The sequence below is a fragment of the Parabacteroides hominis genome (assembly GCF_014287585.1).
GTDB classification, from domain to species: domain Bacteria; phylum Bacteroidota; class Bacteroidia; order Bacteroidales; family Tannerellaceae; genus Parabacteroides; species Parabacteroides hominis.
In genome coordinates, this window is sequence record NZ_JACOOJ010000028.1 from 1 (window position 1) to 18,144 (window position 18,144).

The following is an 18,144-nucleotide window of genomic DNA, read 5'->3' on the forward strand; positions in this document are numbered from 1 at the left end:
ACAAGCCTTTCGGGACAATTAAGCAGAGGTGACAAGCGAGCCAGGGTAACTGAAATAGTATTGACAAGTGAAGTCGTTTAACTACCCAAAAAATGACAAGTGATTTTAGGAATAGACATTGCTTTTATCCTTGTTTCAAAACACCTATGTTTTAATTGCAAAGCATAGACGTTTTGAATTCGAAACATATATCTTTTAAAAAAGGATGCTTTCCGATCATGAAAGGGATAATTATCTGTTTGGAAAAAGGTGCTGACTCCTTCCGGTAAAAGTATGCACCTTTTCACTGACGGGACGGTATCTTTTCCAGTATAGCCTATAGGCTGTAAAATATAGCCCTAAGGGAATATTTTACAGCTCCTGTCCCATAAAAACACATATATAAGTCGTTTTACAAAAATTGCATTCACCTTCACACACTCTGTAACTCATTAAATAACTGCCGGTTGCTGTGAACCCTGTGAAGGCAGTGATGAGTTCTTGTTTTTTCTGTTTCTTTGTAAACCACATTCACAGGGTTCACAGAAAAACGCTGTACATTAGTCATTTACAAACATTGTGAAGGTGAACCATAAAACAAAAAGATTTGTTTTCGAGAGGTATTTCCTCCTTTATGGACAGCTGCATTTGGTTCGGTTATTCACCTTCGACAGCACGCGTCTGCAATACCTTGGAGTTGGGTGGAACGCTATGGGTTAACCAGATGTTGCCGCCGATCACGGAACCGTGGCCGATTGTGATCCTTCCCAAGATAGAGGCATTGGAATAAATCGTAACCTGATCTTCGATGATCGGATGGCGCGGAACGTCCAGAGGCAACCCTTCTTCGTCCAGGGTAAAGTTCTTTGCTCCTAATGTTACGCCTTGATACAGGCGGACATGATTCCCGATAACAGCCGTCTGCCCGATCACGACACCTGTTCCATGATCGATACTGAAATACTCACCTATCTGCGCTCCCGGATGAATGTCTATTCCCGTATCCGAATGAGCCATTTCCGTTATAATACGCGGAATCACAGGCACACCGAGTTTCAGCAGTTCATGAGCTACCCGCTGATAAAGAATAGCATGTATGGCCGGATAGCAGAAAATAATCTCGCTGGGGCTTTTGGCTGCCGGATCGCCATCTAAGATTGCTTTCACATCCGTCGATAATAGGTACTTGATATGCGGAATCTTATTAATGAAAGCGATGGCTATTTCCGAAGCCCGGTCCTTGGAGTCGCAACAACGTTCGACTTCAAAGCACAGGCCGTTATAGATTTGTTCCAGCAACAGGTCATATACCTGCTCCAGATATACGCCTGTATAATATTGTATGGAATCCGTCTGTGCCTCCTGCTCCGTCCCGAAGAAACCGGGGAAAATAACCTTGCGAAGCAGGCTCATGATCTCTCGCAACGCCGTTACCGACGGCGAGGGTTTCTGGTGTAGCGGAATGTATTTATACTCCGCTAAACCTGTAGTCGATAAGAGTTCTACGTTTTTTTGAATCTCTTCTAATATCTTTGTCCTGTTCATGATTAATTATCCCATATCGGATTATACATGATAAATTTGTTGGCATAATAAAGATCCTGCCCCAAAATATAGATTATACCATTCAACATAAACATATGGTAATTGTTCATGCGATAACCCAATAAAGAACGATCCGTCCATTCACGACTTGACAAATTATATTCCCATATCTTCCCGTTATTATCAATCATGAAAAAGCTGTTTCTCTGTTCATCATAGACACCAGATGAGACGCTGCCTATTTTATCAGGAATAGATATCGGATTCCAGATTTTCAAACTATCGGAAGATTCCCAGAAACCGTTTCTTATACCACTTCCGTCTTCTCCCAATCCGGCATAAACCTTATCTCCTACAACTTGGACAATACCACCGCGCTGACGAACCGGAAATTCAGCGATTACTTCCCAAGCCCCATCCGGTGAGGACAGATCGTAGCGCAATATCTTATCCATATTGTTGATTCCATTCGATCCCCCCAGAACATACAAAGAGTCTCGATAGACGAAGCTGACGGAACCGAAACGGCCTTCCGGTAATGAATATTGGGCAGGATCCGACCAATTGTTGTCCAAATTGTATATCTGGCAATTAGTCCCTATTGTTTGTTTGTCGATACCGCCAAGAATATATGCCTGATTTCCATAAACTGTAGCACTCATTTGAGAGTAAGCATTAGGACAATCGGCCATAGAAATCCATTCATCTGACTCTATATTATATCCAAACATCTCTTTGCTGCGTTCGCCACCTAAGTCTCCCCCTACGACATAGATACGATCGTTGAGAGTAAATCCGGCAGAGAATTGCCTATTAGCTCCCGGATAAATATTTTTACTTTCAAAAATATTCGGAGTGGTAAAAGATTTAGTTTCTCCATAACCGGTCAAACCGCTTTCATTTGTAGCATAAGTTCTTGCATAATAGACTGTGGCTCCCTTTAACGAAGGCAATGCATACATGAAAAGCGTATCGTCTACAGCAACATGATTATCCTTGATACTCGGTTCCTTATTGCTTGAAGACCAACAAATACCCCACTCAACAGCAGCACTTTTACCTCCATTCTGCAACTCCCCGCCGATATGAACCGTTCCGTTGCTTTTGATCGAATCTGGAGTGATAGGGAATGTTATGATATTCGGTTTTTCGCTTTTTGTTGAAATCGTAATTTCTTCTTCACTATATACAGTGCCGAACTCATTCACGGCATAGGCGCGTGCATAATATTTCTTAGCCGATTCCAAGCCCCGGATTCTTCCTGTAAAATTGCCGTCATCTGTAATGTTCGTACAAATAACCGTATCGGCCTCTATCGTCGGCTCTTCCTCGACACTCCAGCAAAAACCATAGGCACTGACAGGCGCATCTCCTTCATTAATCAAGAAAGCAGAGAGATCGGCAGTGGTGAAAGTCGTACTATCCTTTATCAAACTCAGTTTGCCTACCAAAGGCTTGCCATCTGTAGTCCGGAAAGAATCTACATTAAAAGCAAACTCGCCAAACTGATTTTTGGCAAAAGCACGAACATAATACCAAGTCTCCGGCTCCAGATTCGTAATCTGGCAGGAGAAAGTATCGACAGTTGCCAGGTCGCTCCCCTCGTATGTGATAATTGAATCTTGATCCGAAGGTTCGATATTTCCGGTTTGCTCTTTTTTCTTGTAGTAGAAACCTAATTTTTCAATGCCGACTCCCTTGTTCTTGACTTTTCCTTTCATCCAGGCGGAAGTTGCTTTTACAGTAGTGCTATCCACGTCCAAAGTCGCAACTTCACCAATGCCGTTTATTGTCGTATACGCTCCTTCTGTTTTTGAAAATGCAGTATCTACAGCATTAATAGCATAGGCATATACATAATATTTTGTACTATCTTCCAAATTGGACATAGTAACTGTAAAATTATGGTTTTCGATTTTATCAGCTTTTGCATATCGCTTGTTGCGCATGTTATCAAGCGGTTCCGTCCCCTCTTGGGTACTCCAACAAACCCCACATTCTTTTACAGGCAGACCGTTTTCTTTCATTATCTGAGCCTTTAAGGTAATCGAAGAAGCATAAGCTTCTCCTTCCATTGAAGTCTCAGAAACCTCCGGAGCCTTTGCATTCTGCAAGCGCGTATCCATATCCGGATCTTCCACACATCCGGAAAGCACCCATAAAAATGAAACAACTGATAAAAAGATTGAGTATATGTATTTCATAAATTATCCTTATTAGAAAAATAGACCGATACCGGCATTCAAATCAACATATTTAAAATTCAGCGTATTGCACCCCGCACTTACAAATACAGGACCGAACTTTACCATTACATCCAGATCAGCAGCCAACCCGCTATAAGAATGATCCAAATTCTTCGCCCAATAGGATTTTTCTATTCTATAATCCGAATTGTCGATCGTGGTATATTCGCATAGCAATTCCCGACTGCCATATCCCAAACCTACGGATGTATATAACCAGGATGTGCATTTAACAACCAAACCAGCCGTTCCGGCATAGCTATTCACCTTCTTCTTGTTCGTGAAATGAAATGGATTATCGGGCGCAGAGCCGACATACTCATCTGTTCCCCGGCATTCACCGTCGTAGTCCTTAAAACCTAAATTGGTTTTAAAACGTACAAACCAACCCAAACGGGACTTCACGCCTCCCACTGTCAAACCATAAGGAGCCTCTATGGAATAGGCATAACCGACAAAAAACTTCATCGGTTCTTTGGGTTTGTCCGGCTTTATTTGATTGGCAGAGGGATAGAAGACAGGTTCCACCGGTTTGCGGAGTGTTTCCAGACGGTCTTGCCAGGACTTTGCCAAAGTTTCATTTTTGGAAGTTCCTATACCCTCGGTATAATAGATTATCAACTGCGAAATAGCTGTCGTATCCTTATTATTAGCCATCAGTTCCAGGCAAGCCCGGCACTTGTTCATCAGACTATGCATCGAAGGGCGCATCCGCTGGTTGGCTAACCAAATCGACGTGAGCTGCCCGATACTGTAAGGGTCGCATTGCACGACACCTTCTTCATACCACATCCTTGCATCGCTATAGTCCAGGCGTTTCATCGCCTCGTCACCTTTTCTGTTATATTCTGTTTTTTGTTGGGCCAACAAACACATCGGCAACACAACAAAAAGAGTCAAAATCCAAAGTCTCTTCATAAACACGTTAATAATACGTTGATCCTTCATTTATCAATACACCATCAGCATTATAGATATCGAACAAGCCATCCTGACGTTCGAAAGCGCGGCCATTTTCGGCAATCCCAACATTGCGGTATTTACATGGAATACGCTCGTTGGCATCCGAATCGATCGCCCCGTATAACATGGTCGATTTCTTTCGTACAATTGTAAAGTTCCCGAAAGTCTTCTTCATCTCATACTGAGCTTTCCTGTCGGCCAAGAGTTTGGCAGCTTCCTTCTCGTCACAAGAGATCAGGAGGCGTACGACTTCTTCCGTCAACTTGGTTTCTTTCGCTTTCGTGAAATCTTTCTTTGCATTCGTAAAGTCAGCTTTTCCCATCTTCTCCTTGCCGGATGCTATTAAAGCGGCATATTCCGCATCAATTTCTTCGGCAGTAGGCTGTGCTGGCTGTATTGTTATTTTATTCTCTTCAGCCGGGACCTGCTTTGTCTCCGGTTGTTTCCGGGGTTCATCAAGAACTACGGGTGTAACCTTTTGCGGAGATTCTTCTTTTTTTACCTCCGGAACGGTTGTTTCCAGAAGGGGTTGTTCAGAATCTTTCTCTTCTTCAACCGGATTAATCAACTCCGTTACATCCGGTTTCGTAGAGGTCTTGTTCCCCTGTACCAGAAAAGCGACAGCAGATCCTATGCAGGCAAATATAGCAATAACCACGGATATCAGCATCCCTTTTCTGTTTTTCTTACGGGGCTGAGAGATAATTTCTTCGTTGTTTACAATCGTACGATCTTCGTCATCCTCATTCTGAGGCGGTTGTTCACTTTGGTGTATGACCGTTGTCTCATCATCCGCTTCCTGCCCGTCTGTGTTTTGCAATCCATTCGCGGGTGTTTCTTCTTCTTCCGCAGGAAGGTCTAATACTGCCATCATTTCGGCTACCGTCTGGAAACGATCGGTCGGAATGATTTGCATTGCCTTGATTATGGCAGCTTCCGTCTTAGGCGATATATCCTTATTCAGTTCAGACGGATTCAGCAAAGGGCGCGTTGCCCGCAAAATAGATTCGGTCGGAATCTTTCCTGTCAACAGGTTATACATGGTAGCGCCCAGCGAATAGATATCCGGGCAGGGAGAAAAACTCTGTGTTCCTTCGTTATCATATTGCTCGATCGAGGCAAAGCCTTTTGACAAGGTAAGCATGGTCGTACTTGTTTCCTGTTGCTCGATGTCGTATCGCTTGCTTACGCCGAAATCGATCAGACGCGCTTTCCCTGACGAGTCGATCAGGATATTGCTGGGTTTGATATCCAAGTGAAGAATGTTCTTTTCGTGTACAAACTGGAGTGCTTCTCCAATCTGGCGAACATACCTGAGAACTTTCGTTTCCGGCAATACGCCTTCCCTGTCCATCATATACTTGAGGGAGCAGCCGGAAATATATTCCATGGCAATATAAGCCGTGTCGTTTTCTTCGAAAACTTCCAGCACATTCACTATATGGGGATGGTGGACTTCAGAAAGTATCTTGGCTTCCTTGATAAGTTTCTCCTTGAATTTATCGAAAAGAACCCTTCCCGTCTCGGAATGTACCTTGACAGCAAAAGATTCTGCTTCCCTGTAACAATAGTCTTTAAAGAAGTATTCTTTTATACAAATAGGCACCTCTGTTTGCACAGTTCCTAACGAGCCCTTCACTTCCGTATACCAGACGCCTTTGTAAGTTATACCAAAGCCGCCCTGACCAATTACATGAGTGATCCGATATTTTCCATTCTGAAGAACATGTCCGTTTGGCAAATTCATAACTATACTATGCGCAATTCTATTAATCTGCCAAAATTACGCTATTTATATAAAAGAATAAAGGAAAGAAAGAATATTTTGCTTAATTCCTGTGGAATCTAACACATTTTGTATAGGTATGATATAAAAAGAAAAGTTATCGCGTGTTTTTCCGCTGCAAGCGGACATGATTGCATTTTTAATCTCTTCCGGGTTGCCTGAATGCTTGAATATATCAGAAAGTTCCTCATTGTTAATACGTTCGAGTACACCGTCCGAACACATAAACAGATAATCACCAGCCTTGATATCGTTCAAAAGCACAACATCGGCCTCCGTCGGGTGGTCTGTCCCCTGGATGGCCCGTATGATTACATTTCGCTGCGGGTGATGCGCAGCCTCTTCACGGGTGATTTTTCCTAATTTCACCAACGAATTGACCAACGAATGGTCTTCGGTCCGGAATAAGATTTCGCCTTTCCGGAAGTGGTAAATCCGGCTGTCTCCCACATGCGCCAAGGTTATGCCGACCGAGCCTACAAAGGTCATTGTCAGAGTAGTAGCCATTCCTTTGGCTTCCGGATGAATTGCCACATAATCATCAAAACGCGCTTCGGTATAACGAATTGCTTTGTTTATAAAACCTGCACTCGGCTCACCTTCACGAAAAGTCGAGAAAAAAGTCTGGAAAGACTCGCAAGCCAACGAACTTGCAATCTCTCCTTTTTCAGCGCCACCGACACCGTCACATACCAAAAATAAGTTCTGATTGGAGTTTGCCGTCTCCGGCAGAGGAAAGATGGAATCTTCATTATTCAATCTGCCTCCTTTTTCGCTGACTGCCCAGGGTTTGCCGATCGTTATATTCATAGCATAGACTATTTTTATTCATTAAACCGGAGAACTGTGCGACCGATAATAATTTCATCATTATTATTGAGTACGACAATCTCTCCATTCTCTAAGTAATTGCTATTATATAACGTATGATTTTTACTATTATTGTCAGAAAGATAATGTTTATAGCCTCCTTTGGCATCTTTTTTCACTTCGATCCGGATATGTTCCCGGCTCATTGATTTATCAGTCGTCACAATACCGATCGTAGCAGTGGATGCATTGGATTTTCGTCCGATAATATAGACACCTTCCTGAAGGGGGAAAGTTTGCTCCGGCGTATCAGCATTTGCAATTACAGAGAGACGTCCGGTCGTCATACGAAGGGGCTGTATCAGAACCGTTTCCGATTCAGATGCGGCACTTCCTTTCTCCATAGACAGTAGAGAGACAGGAATCGGTTGTTTGCACTTCGGGCACTTGAAAGAGGTGATATCGAGGGGAATTTTCCCCTCGTCTACCTTTAACCCAACATGGCAATGTGGACATTTAACGGAAATCATAAAATAAACGATATATCAGATCCGTCAATATCGGTTGAATATGTATCCAGCATGTCTGCATCGGACAACATAACAGTGTCATCAGATAATGTAATAAAATCAGAAACATCAATACTTTCGTCAATCATTACAACATCCGACAAGTCGTTTCCCCCGTCCACATCCACGATAACAGCGTCGGTCAGCATAGCGTCGTCGCTGTCTAAAGTCACGAATGTGTAATCCTCTTCTTGCATAAAATGTTATAATTAAATTTTCTGGAAACAAAAGTAAGGAAACGGATTGACATCCAAACACAAAATAGTTCCTTATAATCAAATGTTTGGGTTTACTGTACGAAAGTATTACTTTTAGTATATGAAACGGAATCCTATTCGCTCACCCATTTAGCCTTACAGGAGGACATCGGGCATTGTTTTCTATTGCGCAATGATTCCCAGGGTATTTCACCTAAAAACGTTCCGCACTTGGGGCAAACATAGTCGATTTTGAATTGATTGGTCAAATCTTGCAGCAGCTGCGGTATCTTGGCCGACTGTTTCGCGCCCAGATAAATACCGACTGTCGGGGCGCAGATCGTGATAAAGAGGCTCAGTCCGAACAATTCCGGACTTCCTTTCCCAAGAAAACCGATCACAACCCCCACTACACCGGGAAGGGCAAACGGAAGAGACTGGAACAATCTGGTTTTAAATTGGTTAGAGGATTGTATCTTAACCTTTGCTTGAATGTAATTATCGTACACCTGCTTCAGTGCTGCAAACTCCTCGCTGTAATCATTGTTGGACTTCAAGGCTTCGGATATGTTCAACACATAATAGTCTCCCAACTTGATCGTATCGCTGGGAGTAACATGTTTCTTAACGATCTGGGAACCATTGACAAATGTCCCGTTTGTCGACCCCAAATCTTCAAGCAGCCAACATCCCCCTTCTTCACGAACCAGCTTTGCATGGTATCGGCTGACATGAGGGTCGTTTACTACAAAATCATTATCGTTTGCTTTTCCAACCTTAATGATCATTCCGTAACAACTTTTGGTTCTTCTGGTTTTAGCATTTCCTTCTCAAGCGTATCTTTCAACACCTTCAAAGGGTCTTTGGATATTACTAATTCTCTCGGTTTCCCGTCATGCGTCAGTAATAATAATTTTTGCTTAGGCAGATTTATCTGTAGGATATGATTTTTATTAATGATATGGCTTTTGCCTACACGCATCAAGATTGCGTTACAGCCTGCCACCTGTTTCTCCAATATTTCTTCAATTTTCCCTATATTAATTGCAAATGTGAATTGAATCCCGTTGGATAATAGTAATTTGGTGTAATTTCTATCTGCTTCAAAATAGAGGATCTGCCCTATTTTAATACGCAATAATTCATCTCTCGTCTTAATTATTAAATATCGCTCCATACGTAAGATATTGTTTATTCGTTCATCATCAGAAAACAAATGTACGCTATTTTGCGGGATCTAAAAAAATATCCGGACAGAAAAATTTATTTTTCACCCGGATATTCAATACAATCTGGCGGAGAAATCCTTCCCCGCCATGTATGAATCCAAATCATTAATCTTCCAAAGCCGCTTGCGCCGCCGCAATGCGTGCGATCGGAACGCGGAACGGTGAACAGGATACATAGTTCAATCCTACTTTGTGGCAGAACTTCACGGAAGAAGGTTCACCGCCATGCTCGCCGCAAATACCGCATTTCAAGTCCGGACGGATAGCACGCCCCTTTTCGGTAGCCATACGGACCAATTGTCCTACTCCATTCTGGTCGAGAACCTGGAACGGATCGACTTTCAGAATCTTCTTTTCCAGGTAAACCGGCAGGAAGGAAGCGATATCGTCGCGAGAGTAACCGAAGGTCATCTGTGTCAGGTCATTTGTCCCGAACGAGAAGAACTCGGCAGAAGAAGCAATACGGTCTGCAGTCAATGCGGCACGCGGGATTTCGATCATCGTACCGACTTTGAAGTCGATGCTGTCTCCCATTTCCTCGAACAATTGTGCAGCTGCTTTGCGGATCACTTTTTCCTGTTCCTTGAATTCGTATAAGATACCCGTCAGCGGAACCATGATTTCAGGTTTTGCTTCGATACCTTCTTTCTTCAGTTCAAGGGCAGCTCCCAATATGGCACGTGTCTGCATTTCCGTGATTTCAGGATATGTATTACCTAAACGGCAACCACGGTGTCCTAACATCGGGTTATGTTCGCAAAGCGATTCCACGCGTTTCTGAATTTCTTTGACCGATACGCCCATTGCTTCCGCCATTTCTTCCTGGCCTTTCATATCATGAGGAACGAACTCGTGCAAAGGAGGATCGAGCAGACGTACGGTTACCGGACAACCGGCCATTGCCTTGAAAATACCTTTGAAGTCTTCTTTCTGGTAAGGCAGGATCTTTGCCAGAGCATTCTTACGTCCTTCCGCATCTTCCGCCAGGATCATTTCACGCATAGCCTTGATCTTTTCACCTTCGAAGAACATATGTTCCGTGCGGCACAAACCAATACCTACGGCTCCAAAATTGCGTGCGATCGTAGCATCGTGCGGAGTATCGGCATTCGTACGGACCTGCAACTTTGTATATTTGTCAGCCAATGCCATCAGTTCGGCAAAATCACCGGACAGTTCAGCAGCCTTTGTTTCAACCTTCCCTACATAAACCGTACCGGTCGTTCCGTTGATAGAAATATAGTCGCCTTCTTTCAGCTTAACGCCATCCACTTCGACAGTCTTATTCTTATAATCGATTTCCAAAGCTCCGGCGCCGGATACGCAACATTTACCCATACCGCGGGCAACAACGGCAGCGTGTGAAGTCATACCGCCGCGGGCAGTCAGGATACCTTCGGCAACAGCCATACCCGCCAAATCTTCAGGAGATGTTTCGATGCGGACCATTACGACTTTCTTGCCGTCAGCATGCCATTTTGCAGCATCATCGGCAAAGAACACGATCTGTCCGGTAGCAGCTCCTGGGGATGCCGGCAAACCTTTCACCCAAACTTTCGCTTGTTTTTCAGCCAATTTATCGAATACCGGGTGAAGCAACTCATCCAATTTATTCGGTTCGATACGTTTCAGAGCCGTTTTCTCGTCAATCATGCCCTGATGCAACAGGTCGATCGCAATTTTAACCATTGCAGCACCGGTACGCTTTCCGTTACGGGTTTGCAGGAACCACAGTTTTCCTTCCTGTACGGTGAATTCCATATCCTGCATATCGTGATAATGGTTTTCCAGTTTCGTTTGCAGTTCGTCCAGTTGTTTATAGATTTCCGGCATGGCTTCTTCCATTGAAGGATATTTGGCTACGCGGTCTTCCTCTGAAATACCGGCACGTTCCGCCCAACGCTGCGAACCGATCTTGGTGATCTGTTGCGGTGTACGGATTCCTGCCACAACGTCTTCCCCTTGTGCATTAATCAGATATTCGCCATTGAACAGGTCTTCGCCATTACCGGCATCACGAGAGAAACATACGCCGGTAGCGGAAGTATCGCCCATATTACCGAACACCATAGCCTGCACGCTGACAGCCGTACCCCATTCGGCAGGAATACCTTCCATCTTACGATAAAGGATGGCGCGTTCGTTCATCCAGCTGTCAAACACGGCACAGATAGCGCCCCAAAGCTGTTCGTATGCAGAAGTCGGAAAATCTTTGCCGGTCTGAGCTTTGACAGCCGCTTTGAATTTAGCAACCAGCGTCTTCAGGTCTTCCACATCCAGCTCATTGTCAAGTTTAACGCCTTTGGCTTCCTTTACCTCTTCGATAATTGCTTCAAACGGATCGATATCTTCCTTGTTGGTCGGTTTCATACCCAGCACGACATCTCCGTACATCTGAACGAAACGGCGATATGAATCCCATGCAAACCGGGGATTGTTTGTCTTACGGCTCAAGCCTTCGACCACTTCATCGTTCAAACCTAAGTTCAGGATTGTGTCCATCATACCCGGCATGGAAGCGCGGGCTCCGGAACGAACGGATACCAATAACGGATTGGCTACATCTCCAAACTTTGAATTCATCAATGTTTCGATATTAGCAATCGCTTTTTCAACATCTGATTTCAACAATTCAACCACTTTGTCTTTTCCTAAATCATAGTATTCGGAACATACTTCTGTGGTAATTGTAAATCCCGGAGGAACCGGGACACCAATCAGATTCATTTCGGCAAGGTTAGCACCTTTACCACCCAGCAGATTTCTCATATCCGCTTTACCTTCGGCTTTTCCATTTCCGAACGTGTAAACTCTTTTTCTTTCCATATTCGACAGTATTTAATTTTAGATTTTAGTTTTGCTATCTCCAGATTGCAATACTGCAAATATATGCTATTTAAAGATCGCATAGATATATATGGTTAAATAATTTTAGATGTTTTACAACTATTTTTGACCATCTATGTTCGGTAAATAACTACATTTGCGTGCGGAAATTTTTAAAGCCTAAAAGAAATAGCCTGCATTCCGAAAGTTTTTTATAAGACTTTCGGAATGCAGGCTATTTAGTATCAAGATGTTATCTGAGATTTATTATTTCTCGATCCGGATACGTGCGTCTACGGCAAACAGTCCGCGCTCGGTTGCAACCAGAGGATTAATGTCCATCTCCTTGATTTCGGAAGCAAAGCGGAGCAGCGTAGACAGGCGGACTATGATATCCGCATATTGCTGTTCATCCACTCCCCGCTGGCCACGCGTACCTTTTATAATAGGATAACCGCGCAGGGAACGGATCATGGAATAAGTCTCGTCATACGACAAAGGAGACAAGCCATAAGACACGTCTTTCAGCACTTCAACAAAAATTCCTCCCAGACCGCAAAGCACGACATGCCCGAAACGGTCTTCATACTTGGCTCCCAAGAACAACTCCTGCCCTTTCAACATCGGCTGTACCATAACGGCTGTCACATCAGGCAAACGCATCATCCGTTCATATTCGAAAATCAGATGTTCTTCACTGCGGATATTCAGGGCGACGCCCCCCATATCGCTCTTATGTATAGGACCGACAACCTTAGCTACAACCGGGAACTTCACTCTCTTGGCAAAAGCTACCAGTTCGTCGCGATCGGTCGACGTGAACTCTTCCACCAACGGTATCTGGGCAGCTTTCAACAAAGTACGGACTTCTTCGGGATTCAAATAGCCGCTGCCCGGCAACCGGTCGATAATACGGCGGACTTCGGGAACATCGACACCATACAACTGGATATCCGTACTCATGGGCCTCGGCGTATTGAGCACACGCGAGAGGGCTGTTCCCAATGTCACTTCATCAGAAAAGTTCACATGTCCTTTCTTCACGAAGCTTTTCACTTCCGGACCCGCCGTTACGATAGAAGGCAATACCGGGAAAATCGGTTTCTTGCACTCTTCCATTTTCTTATGAAGCACTTCGTACGTATCGTATAGTTTTACCAATCCCGGACTGCCGAAGATAACCATCATCAGGTCGATGTCTTCAAAGCGGTTTTCACAGAAATCGATAGCGGTGGCCAGATGTTCGGGAGTACCTGTACCGATGATATCTATCGGATTGCCGACGGCGGCTCCCGGATATAACTTGGACTTTAATTCCGCAGCAAGCGGGCCGTCCAGTTTTGGCACGTTCAGGCGTCCCTTTTCCAAGGCATCCGCCAACATGACGGCAGGTCCTCCGGCGTGTGTGATAATCGCACAATTCTTGCCTTTCACCTCTTTCAAAGTAAAGATACTGGCAACAGTCGTCAATTCCTCACGGCTGAAGCAACGCACGATACCTGCTTTACGGAACAGGGCTTCCACTGCCGAATCCGAACTGGCGATCGCTCCCGTATGCGAAGAAGCGGCACGTTTGCCGACATCCGTACTTCCAGCCTTGATCGCAGCGATATGGCAACCTTTGCGGATCAGAGAAGAAGCATGATACAGGAGTTTATCGGGATTTTTGATCTGCTCGATATAAAGCATCTTTATTTTGGAGTCGAGAACCGGGTCAAAGTTGCGGTCCATATATTCGATCACTTCTTCCACACCGATCTGCTTGGAATTACCGACAGACCAGACGGAAGAAAAACGAAGTCCTTTTGTCAATGCCGATTCGATAATGAAAAGCGCCGTACCGCCTGAACTGGAAACGAAATCGACCCCGTCTGCATGAAATTCCGGGATCGGCTGGGTAAAGACGCCGTGATAGTGCATATTCATCAAACCGATGCAATTCGGGCCGATCAATGAAGCACCGGCTTCGTTAATACTCTTCAGCATCTGTTCTTCCAGTATCGCCCCTTCATGCGTTTCCTCTCCGAAACCGGCCGAAATAACGATGAACGCCTTTACATTTTTCTGTTTGGCAAGCACATCCACCGCTTCCGGGCAGGCCGGACCGGGAATAGAGATGATTGCCAGTTCCGTTTCCGGGATATCGTGCACCGAATGATAGGATTTCAGGCCCTGCACATCGTCTTCTTTGGCATTTACGACATACAGTTCGCCTTTATACTTCCCGTCCAGCAGATTACGGACCAAACGGCCACCCGGTTTATGCACATTATTGGATCCTCCCACCACTACGATGCTCTGAGGATTAATTAATTCTCGGTTAATCATGACATTTTGATTAATTTGGTTCAATGAATGGGAACAAATATAGTTTATTTCTCCGTTTATCCATCAAATCCGGGGTAATTTATTTACATTTTGCACATTCTTCCACCAGCCAATCGCACCAGACATCCATTCCCGTGCCTTTTGTTGCAGACACTTCGAATATTTGCAAGTGATGATTTACCTTCAATGCGTTATTGCGCAGCGTCTCCACATCCGTGTCCAGATAAGGCGCCAGATCGATTTTGTTGATCACGCAGATATCCGCTTCCAGGAAGATATGGGGATATTTCAACGGTTTGTCATCCCCTTCGGTAGTACTGACGATAACGACTTTCTTCGCCTCTCCCAGATCGAACATGGCGGGGCAAACGAGGTTGCCTACATTTTCCACAAACAGGAGGGAACCGTCGGAGGGATTCAGATGCTTGACGGCGTGATTCACCATATCGGCTTCCAGATGGCAACCGGTTCCGGTATTGACCTGGAAAACGGGGACGTCAAGGGCGGCAATGCGGTCGGCATCATTCGAGGTCTGCTGGTCTCCTTCGATGACGCAGATTTGCGAGGGTAATTCGCGAGCCGTACCGGAAGTCAACCGGCGTATCGTCTCTTTCAATAAGGTCGTCTTACCGGAGCCTGGCGAACTCATCAGATTCAGGCAGAAGATATGTTTCGCCTCGAAATAGCCTCTGTTACGTTCGGCCAACAGATTATTGCGCTGGAGAATATCCTGTTCCAGCGTTATTACTTTTCCTTCATCGTGATGATGGTGGTGATGTTCATGTCCGTGTTCGTGATCATGGTCATGATTGTGATCGTGATGATGATGCTCTCCGCATCCGCAAGTTCCACACATAAGCGTTTGTCTTTTTATTTTACAACAATTGATTTGATCCGAAGTTCCCGCCCCTTTGTGATATTTACCAAATAAGAACCACAATTGGGGCATGGAGAAAACAAATTCCCCACAGGAAAGACCGTTTCGCAATCGCTGCACTGTCCTTCCCCGTCTATATAGCGGCGGATGATCTTTGCTTTTTCGAGCAAAGTACCTTTCACTGCACTTTCCATCGCAAACTCCAATGTTTGCAACTCCACTCCAGCAAGACGACCTATCTCGAGTTCCACTTCTTCTATCTGCGAAGAATGATGTTCGCGAGCCTGTTGTTCGGATAGCTGAACAATACTTTGAGCGATCGATAATTCATGCATACCTGTATTTTTTATCATTACTGCCTCCTCCTATTTTCCTTCCAAGGACTTTTTTGTTTCATACCGATGAAAATAAATTTTCATGCCGGAGAAACTTTTGTTTCATGCTGGTGAAACTTTTGTTTCATGCCTGTGGAAAAGGTGGTAATTTATTATCTTTTGTCACATAAACAATTGCTGCGATGCGGCAATCGCCAGTTGCCCGACCGCTACGCCTCCGTCGTTGCAGGGAATACGTCCCGGCACAAACAGAGGAATACCTGCTTCGGCAAACATACGCTGCAACTGTTCCGTCAAACGTCTGTTCTGGAAACAACCGCCGGAGATCACGACTTTGTCCGCTCCGGTCTGCTTCCTGAACCGTTTAGCCATCTCTACCAAGAGCCATGCCAACGTATTGTGGAAGCGGGCGGATAACTCCGTCGCCGGGATTCCGACAGCAAGATCCTCCAATATTCCTTCAAATACGGGACGCATGGAAATAGACTCCCCTTCTATTAAAACAAAATAACGTCTTTGATGTTCATCGGAAGCCAATTGTTCCAACTTGACGGGAGCTTCCGCCTGATGCGTGGAGATATCGCAGACACCCAGCAAGGAGGCAATGGCATCGAACAGCCGGCCTGCACCGGATGTATAGGGCGTATTGATCCCTTTCTCCATCATTTTCAGAAGCATTTGTATCTTCGCTTCTCCTACCCGTTCCTTGAAACCGGCAGGAAAAGGTATCTCGTTTCCATAATAATGCCACAGGTAAGCAACCGCCATGCGCCAAGGCTCGGTCGAAGCCTTATCCCCTCCGGGAAGCGGTACGTATTCCAGATGCGAAAGCCGCTTATATTCCCGGCGGTCACAAAGGAAGACCTCGCCGCCCCAGGCTTTGCCGTCATCTCCTAAGCCCGTTCCATCCAGGACAAGCGCGATTACCGGCTCGTCCAACCCGTATTCCAGCATACAAGCGGCAGCGTGCGCATGATGATGCTGCACGCGCAATAACGGGAGATGAAGATCCGACGCATAGCGTTCCGCCTCACGGGAAGAAAGGTAGTCAGGATGCAGATCGCAGACTAAAAGAGATGGCCGGAAACGGAAAAGATGCTGAAAGCGTTCGAGCGACTCCTTATAGAATCGATATGTCTCCCAATTCTTGAGGTCGCCGATATACTGGCTTTGCAAGATCGTTTCTCCCTTCCCTACGGCAAACGTATTTACCTTTTCGGCTCCGAAAGCTAAGATTCCTTCAACCGGAACATCTGCAAAGAACGGTTCCGGCACATATCCCCGTGAGCGGCGTATCAGGCAAGGTTGATCGCCGCAAACTTGCAGCACCGAATCGTCCACCCGGTTATGGATATCGCGGTTATGATGGAGCAAAAGGGGAATTTTGCCGGCCAGTTGCTTTTCAGCCTCTTCCGGGGTAATGGCTATCGGGTATTCACTGAGATTGCCGCTCGTCATTACCAGTGCAGGCGTGTCTAACCGTTCAAACCAATCGAAATGGATCGGCATATAAGGAAGCATACATCCTAAAGTCTCCATCCCCGGATTGATAGACGGAGCCAATGGCCGACGTTGTTTCAGCAGCACGATCGGACGACGCCAGGAAAGCAAGGATTCTTCTTCCACCTCATTCAAGAATACATACCGGCGTATATTCTCCATATCGCGAAACAGCACGGCAAAAGGTTTGCCATCCCGCTGCTTGATCTCCCGCAGCCGGGAAACCGCCTTTTCATTTTTCGCATCGCAAATCAGGTGATAGCCACCTATTCCTTTCGCGGCAATCACTTCGCCCTCGCGAAGCAAACGGGAAGAAAGGTCGAGCAGTTCCGGATAGTCCGTAACCTTTACCTTATTATATAATGTATAGTAAGACGGTCCGCAATGATTGCAGGCAACAGGCTCAGCATGAAAACGCCGGTCGCTGACAGTCGTGTACTCCTTCCGGCAGGCCGGGCACATCGGGAAAGCCGACATGGTCGTCTGGCCTCTGTCGTAAGGCAGATCACGGATGATGGAAAAGCGAGGTCCGCAATGCGTGCAATTGATAAAAGGGTATTGCAGGCGGTGCGGTTGTGTCTTCCGGTCACGCAAGCATTCGGGGCAAACGGCAATATCGGGCGCAACCTGCGTCACTTCGTCCGATTCCGAATGGCTGGGGGTAATACGAAAGTCTGTGTATGGATTTTTTGCTTCTATCCTTTCCGAAACGGTTATCCGGTGGATGGATGCCACAACCGGATGTTCACGACGTATGCGTTCGATGAAAAGCTCCCGCTGTCCGAGAGTAAGGACGGCCCGGATGCAGACTCCGTTATTCCGGTTGTCCACTTCACCGCATATCCCCATTTCGTTGGCTATCCGATAGATAAACGGGCGGAAACCTACTCCCTGCACTAAACCCTGGACGGTCAGGATCGATATGACAACCTCCTCCTCTTTCATCTTCTTCAT

General features: G+C 45.5%; 14 protein-coding genes. All 14 read right to left on the reverse strand.

Features of this window, described 5'->3' with window-relative positions; genetic code table 11:
* Positions 1 to 636 precede the first annotated feature (636 nt).
* Complete coding sequence (epsC, locus tag H8S65_RS14325; protein ID WP_186930595.1) at positions 637 to 1,524, reverse strand: serine O-acetyltransferase EpsC; 888 nt, start codon at positions 1,522 to 1,524, stop codon at positions 637 to 639.
* 2 nt (positions 1,525 to 1,526) lie between these two features.
* Positions 1,527 to 3,728, reverse strand: a complete 2,202-nt coding sequence (locus tag H8S65_RS14330) for a Kelch repeat-containing protein (RefSeq protein ID WP_186930596.1) — start codon at positions 3,726 to 3,728, stop codon at positions 1,527 to 1,529.
* Positions 3,729 to 3,740: 12 nt separating this feature from the next.
* Positions 3,741 to 4,688 (reverse strand): hypothetical protein, encoded by a 948-nt coding sequence (locus H8S65_RS14335; RefSeq protein ID WP_186930597.1) that lies wholly within the window; start codon positions 4,686 to 4,688, stop codon positions 3,741 to 3,743.
* A 7-nt stretch (positions 4,689 to 4,695) separates the two neighbouring features.
* Positions 4,696 to 6,480 carry a serine/threonine protein kinase gene (locus H8S65_RS14340; protein WP_186930598.1) on the reverse strand — a complete coding sequence of 595 codons (1,785 nt, stop codon included), beginning with the start codon at positions 6,478 to 6,480 and terminating at the stop codon, positions 4,696 to 4,698.
* A 45-nt stretch (positions 6,481 to 6,525) separates the two neighbouring features.
* Positions 6,526 to 7,329, reverse strand: coding sequence for a PP2C family protein-serine/threonine phosphatase (locus H8S65_RS14345; RefSeq protein ID WP_186930599.1), 804 nt, complete (start codon positions 7,327 to 7,329; stop codon positions 6,526 to 6,528).
* 14 nt (positions 7,330 to 7,343) lie between these two features.
* Positions 7,344 to 7,859 carry an FHA domain-containing protein gene (locus H8S65_RS14350; RefSeq protein ID WP_186930600.1) on the reverse strand — a complete coding sequence of 172 codons (516 nt, stop codon included), beginning with the start codon at positions 7,857 to 7,859 and terminating at the stop codon, positions 7,344 to 7,346.
* Entirely contained in the window at positions 7,856 to 8,095 is a 240-nt protein-coding gene (locus H8S65_RS14355) for a hypothetical protein (RefSeq protein WP_186930601.1), read from the reverse strand. The genes H8S65_RS14350 and H8S65_RS14355 overlap by 4 nt, the downstream gene beginning before the upstream one ends.
* 134 nt (positions 8,096 to 8,229) lie before the next feature.
* A complete protein-coding gene (locus H8S65_RS14360; RefSeq protein ID WP_186930602.1) occupies positions 8,230 to 8,883 on the reverse strand; it encodes an FHA domain-containing protein in 654 nt (217 codons plus the stop codon).
* A complete protein-coding gene (locus tag H8S65_RS14365) occupies positions 8,880 to 9,272 on the reverse strand; it encodes a LytTR family DNA-binding domain-containing protein (protein ID WP_186930603.1) in 393 nt (130 codons plus the stop codon). The genes H8S65_RS14360 and H8S65_RS14365 overlap by 4 nt, the downstream gene beginning before the upstream one ends.
* A 157-nt stretch (positions 9,273 to 9,429) precedes the next feature.
* Positions 9,430 to 12,150, reverse strand: a complete 2,721-nt coding sequence (ppdK, locus tag H8S65_RS14370) for a pyruvate, phosphate dikinase (protein ID WP_186930604.1) — start codon at positions 12,148 to 12,150, stop codon at positions 9,430 to 9,432.
* Between the two features lie 267 nt (positions 12,151 to 12,417).
* Positions 12,418 to 14,478: an acetate--CoA ligase family protein gene (locus tag H8S65_RS14375; RefSeq protein ID WP_186930605.1), complete on the reverse strand. Its 2,061-nt coding sequence runs from the start codon at positions 14,476 to 14,478 to the stop codon at positions 12,418 to 12,420.
* Between the two features lie 79 nt (positions 14,479 to 14,557).
* Entirely contained in the window at positions 14,558 to 15,334 is a 777-nt protein-coding gene (hypB, locus tag H8S65_RS14380; protein ID WP_186930606.1) for a hydrogenase nickel incorporation protein HypB, read from the reverse strand.
* Positions 15,335 to 15,348: 14 nt separating this feature from the next.
* Complete coding sequence (hypA, locus tag H8S65_RS14385; protein ID WP_186930607.1) at positions 15,349 to 15,690, reverse strand: hydrogenase maturation nickel metallochaperone HypA; 342 nt, start codon at positions 15,688 to 15,690, stop codon at positions 15,349 to 15,351.
* A gap of 162 nt (positions 15,691 to 15,852) precedes the next feature.
* The gene (gene hypF, locus H8S65_RS14390) at positions 15,853 to 18,135 is read right to left on the reverse strand and encodes a carbamoyltransferase HypF (protein WP_186930637.1); all 2,283 of its coding nucleotides are present in this window, start codon (positions 18,133 to 18,135) and stop codon (positions 15,853 to 15,855) included.
* Between the last annotated feature and the right edge of the window lie 9 nt (positions 18,136 to 18,144).

Excerpts from the sequence above, each read along its gene's own strand:
- H8S65_RS14330 (WP_186930596.1), bottom strand. The coding sequence starts at position 3,728 with ATGAAATACATATACTCAATCTTTTTATCAGTTGTTTCATTTTTATGG.
- H8S65_RS14345 (WP_186930599.1), bottom strand. The coding sequence starts at position 7,329 with ATGAATATAACGATCGGCAAACCCTGGGCAGTCAGCGAAAAAGGAGGC.
- epsC (WP_186930595.1), bottom strand. The coding sequence starts at position 1,524 with ATGAACAGGACAAAGATATTAGAAGAGATTCAAAAAAACGTAGAACTC.
- hypA (WP_186930607.1), bottom strand. The coding sequence starts at position 15,690 with ATGCATGAATTATCGATCGCTCAAAGTATTGTTCAGCTATCCGAACAA.
- H8S65_RS14340 (WP_186930598.1), bottom strand. The coding sequence starts at position 6,480 with ATGAATTTGCCAAACGGACATGTTCTTCAGAATGGAAAATATCGGATC.
- hypB (WP_186930606.1), bottom strand. The coding sequence starts at position 15,334 with ATGTGTGGAACTTGCGGATGCGGAGAGCATCATCATCACGATCACAAT.
- H8S65_RS14375 (WP_186930605.1), bottom strand. The coding sequence starts at position 14,478 with ATGATTAACCGAGAATTAATTAATCCTCAGAGCATCGTAGTGGTGGGA.
- H8S65_RS14350 (WP_186930600.1), bottom strand. The coding sequence starts at position 7,859 with ATGATTTCCGTTAAATGTCCACATTGCCATGTTGGGTTAAAGGTAGAC.
- H8S65_RS14365 (WP_186930603.1), bottom strand. The coding sequence starts at position 9,272 with ATGGAGCGATATTTAATAATTAAGACGAGAGATGAATTATTGCGTATT.
- H8S65_RS14355 (WP_186930601.1), bottom strand. The coding sequence starts at position 8,095 with ATGCAAGAAGAGGATTACACATTCGTGACTTTAGACAGCGACGACGCT.
- H8S65_RS14335 (WP_186930597.1), bottom strand. The coding sequence starts at position 4,688 with ATGAAGAGACTTTGGATTTTGACTCTTTTTGTTGTGTTGCCGATGTGT.
- hypF (WP_186930637.1), bottom strand. The coding sequence starts at position 18,135 with ATGAAAGAGGAGGAGGTTGTCATATCGATCCTGACCGTCCAGGGTTTA.
- ppdK (WP_186930604.1), bottom strand. The coding sequence starts at position 12,150 with ATGGAAAGAAAAAGAGTTTACACGTTCGGAAATGGAAAAGCCGAAGGT.
- H8S65_RS14360 (WP_186930602.1), bottom strand. The coding sequence starts at position 8,883 with ATGATCATTAAGGTTGGAAAAGCAAACGATAATGATTTTGTAGTAAAC.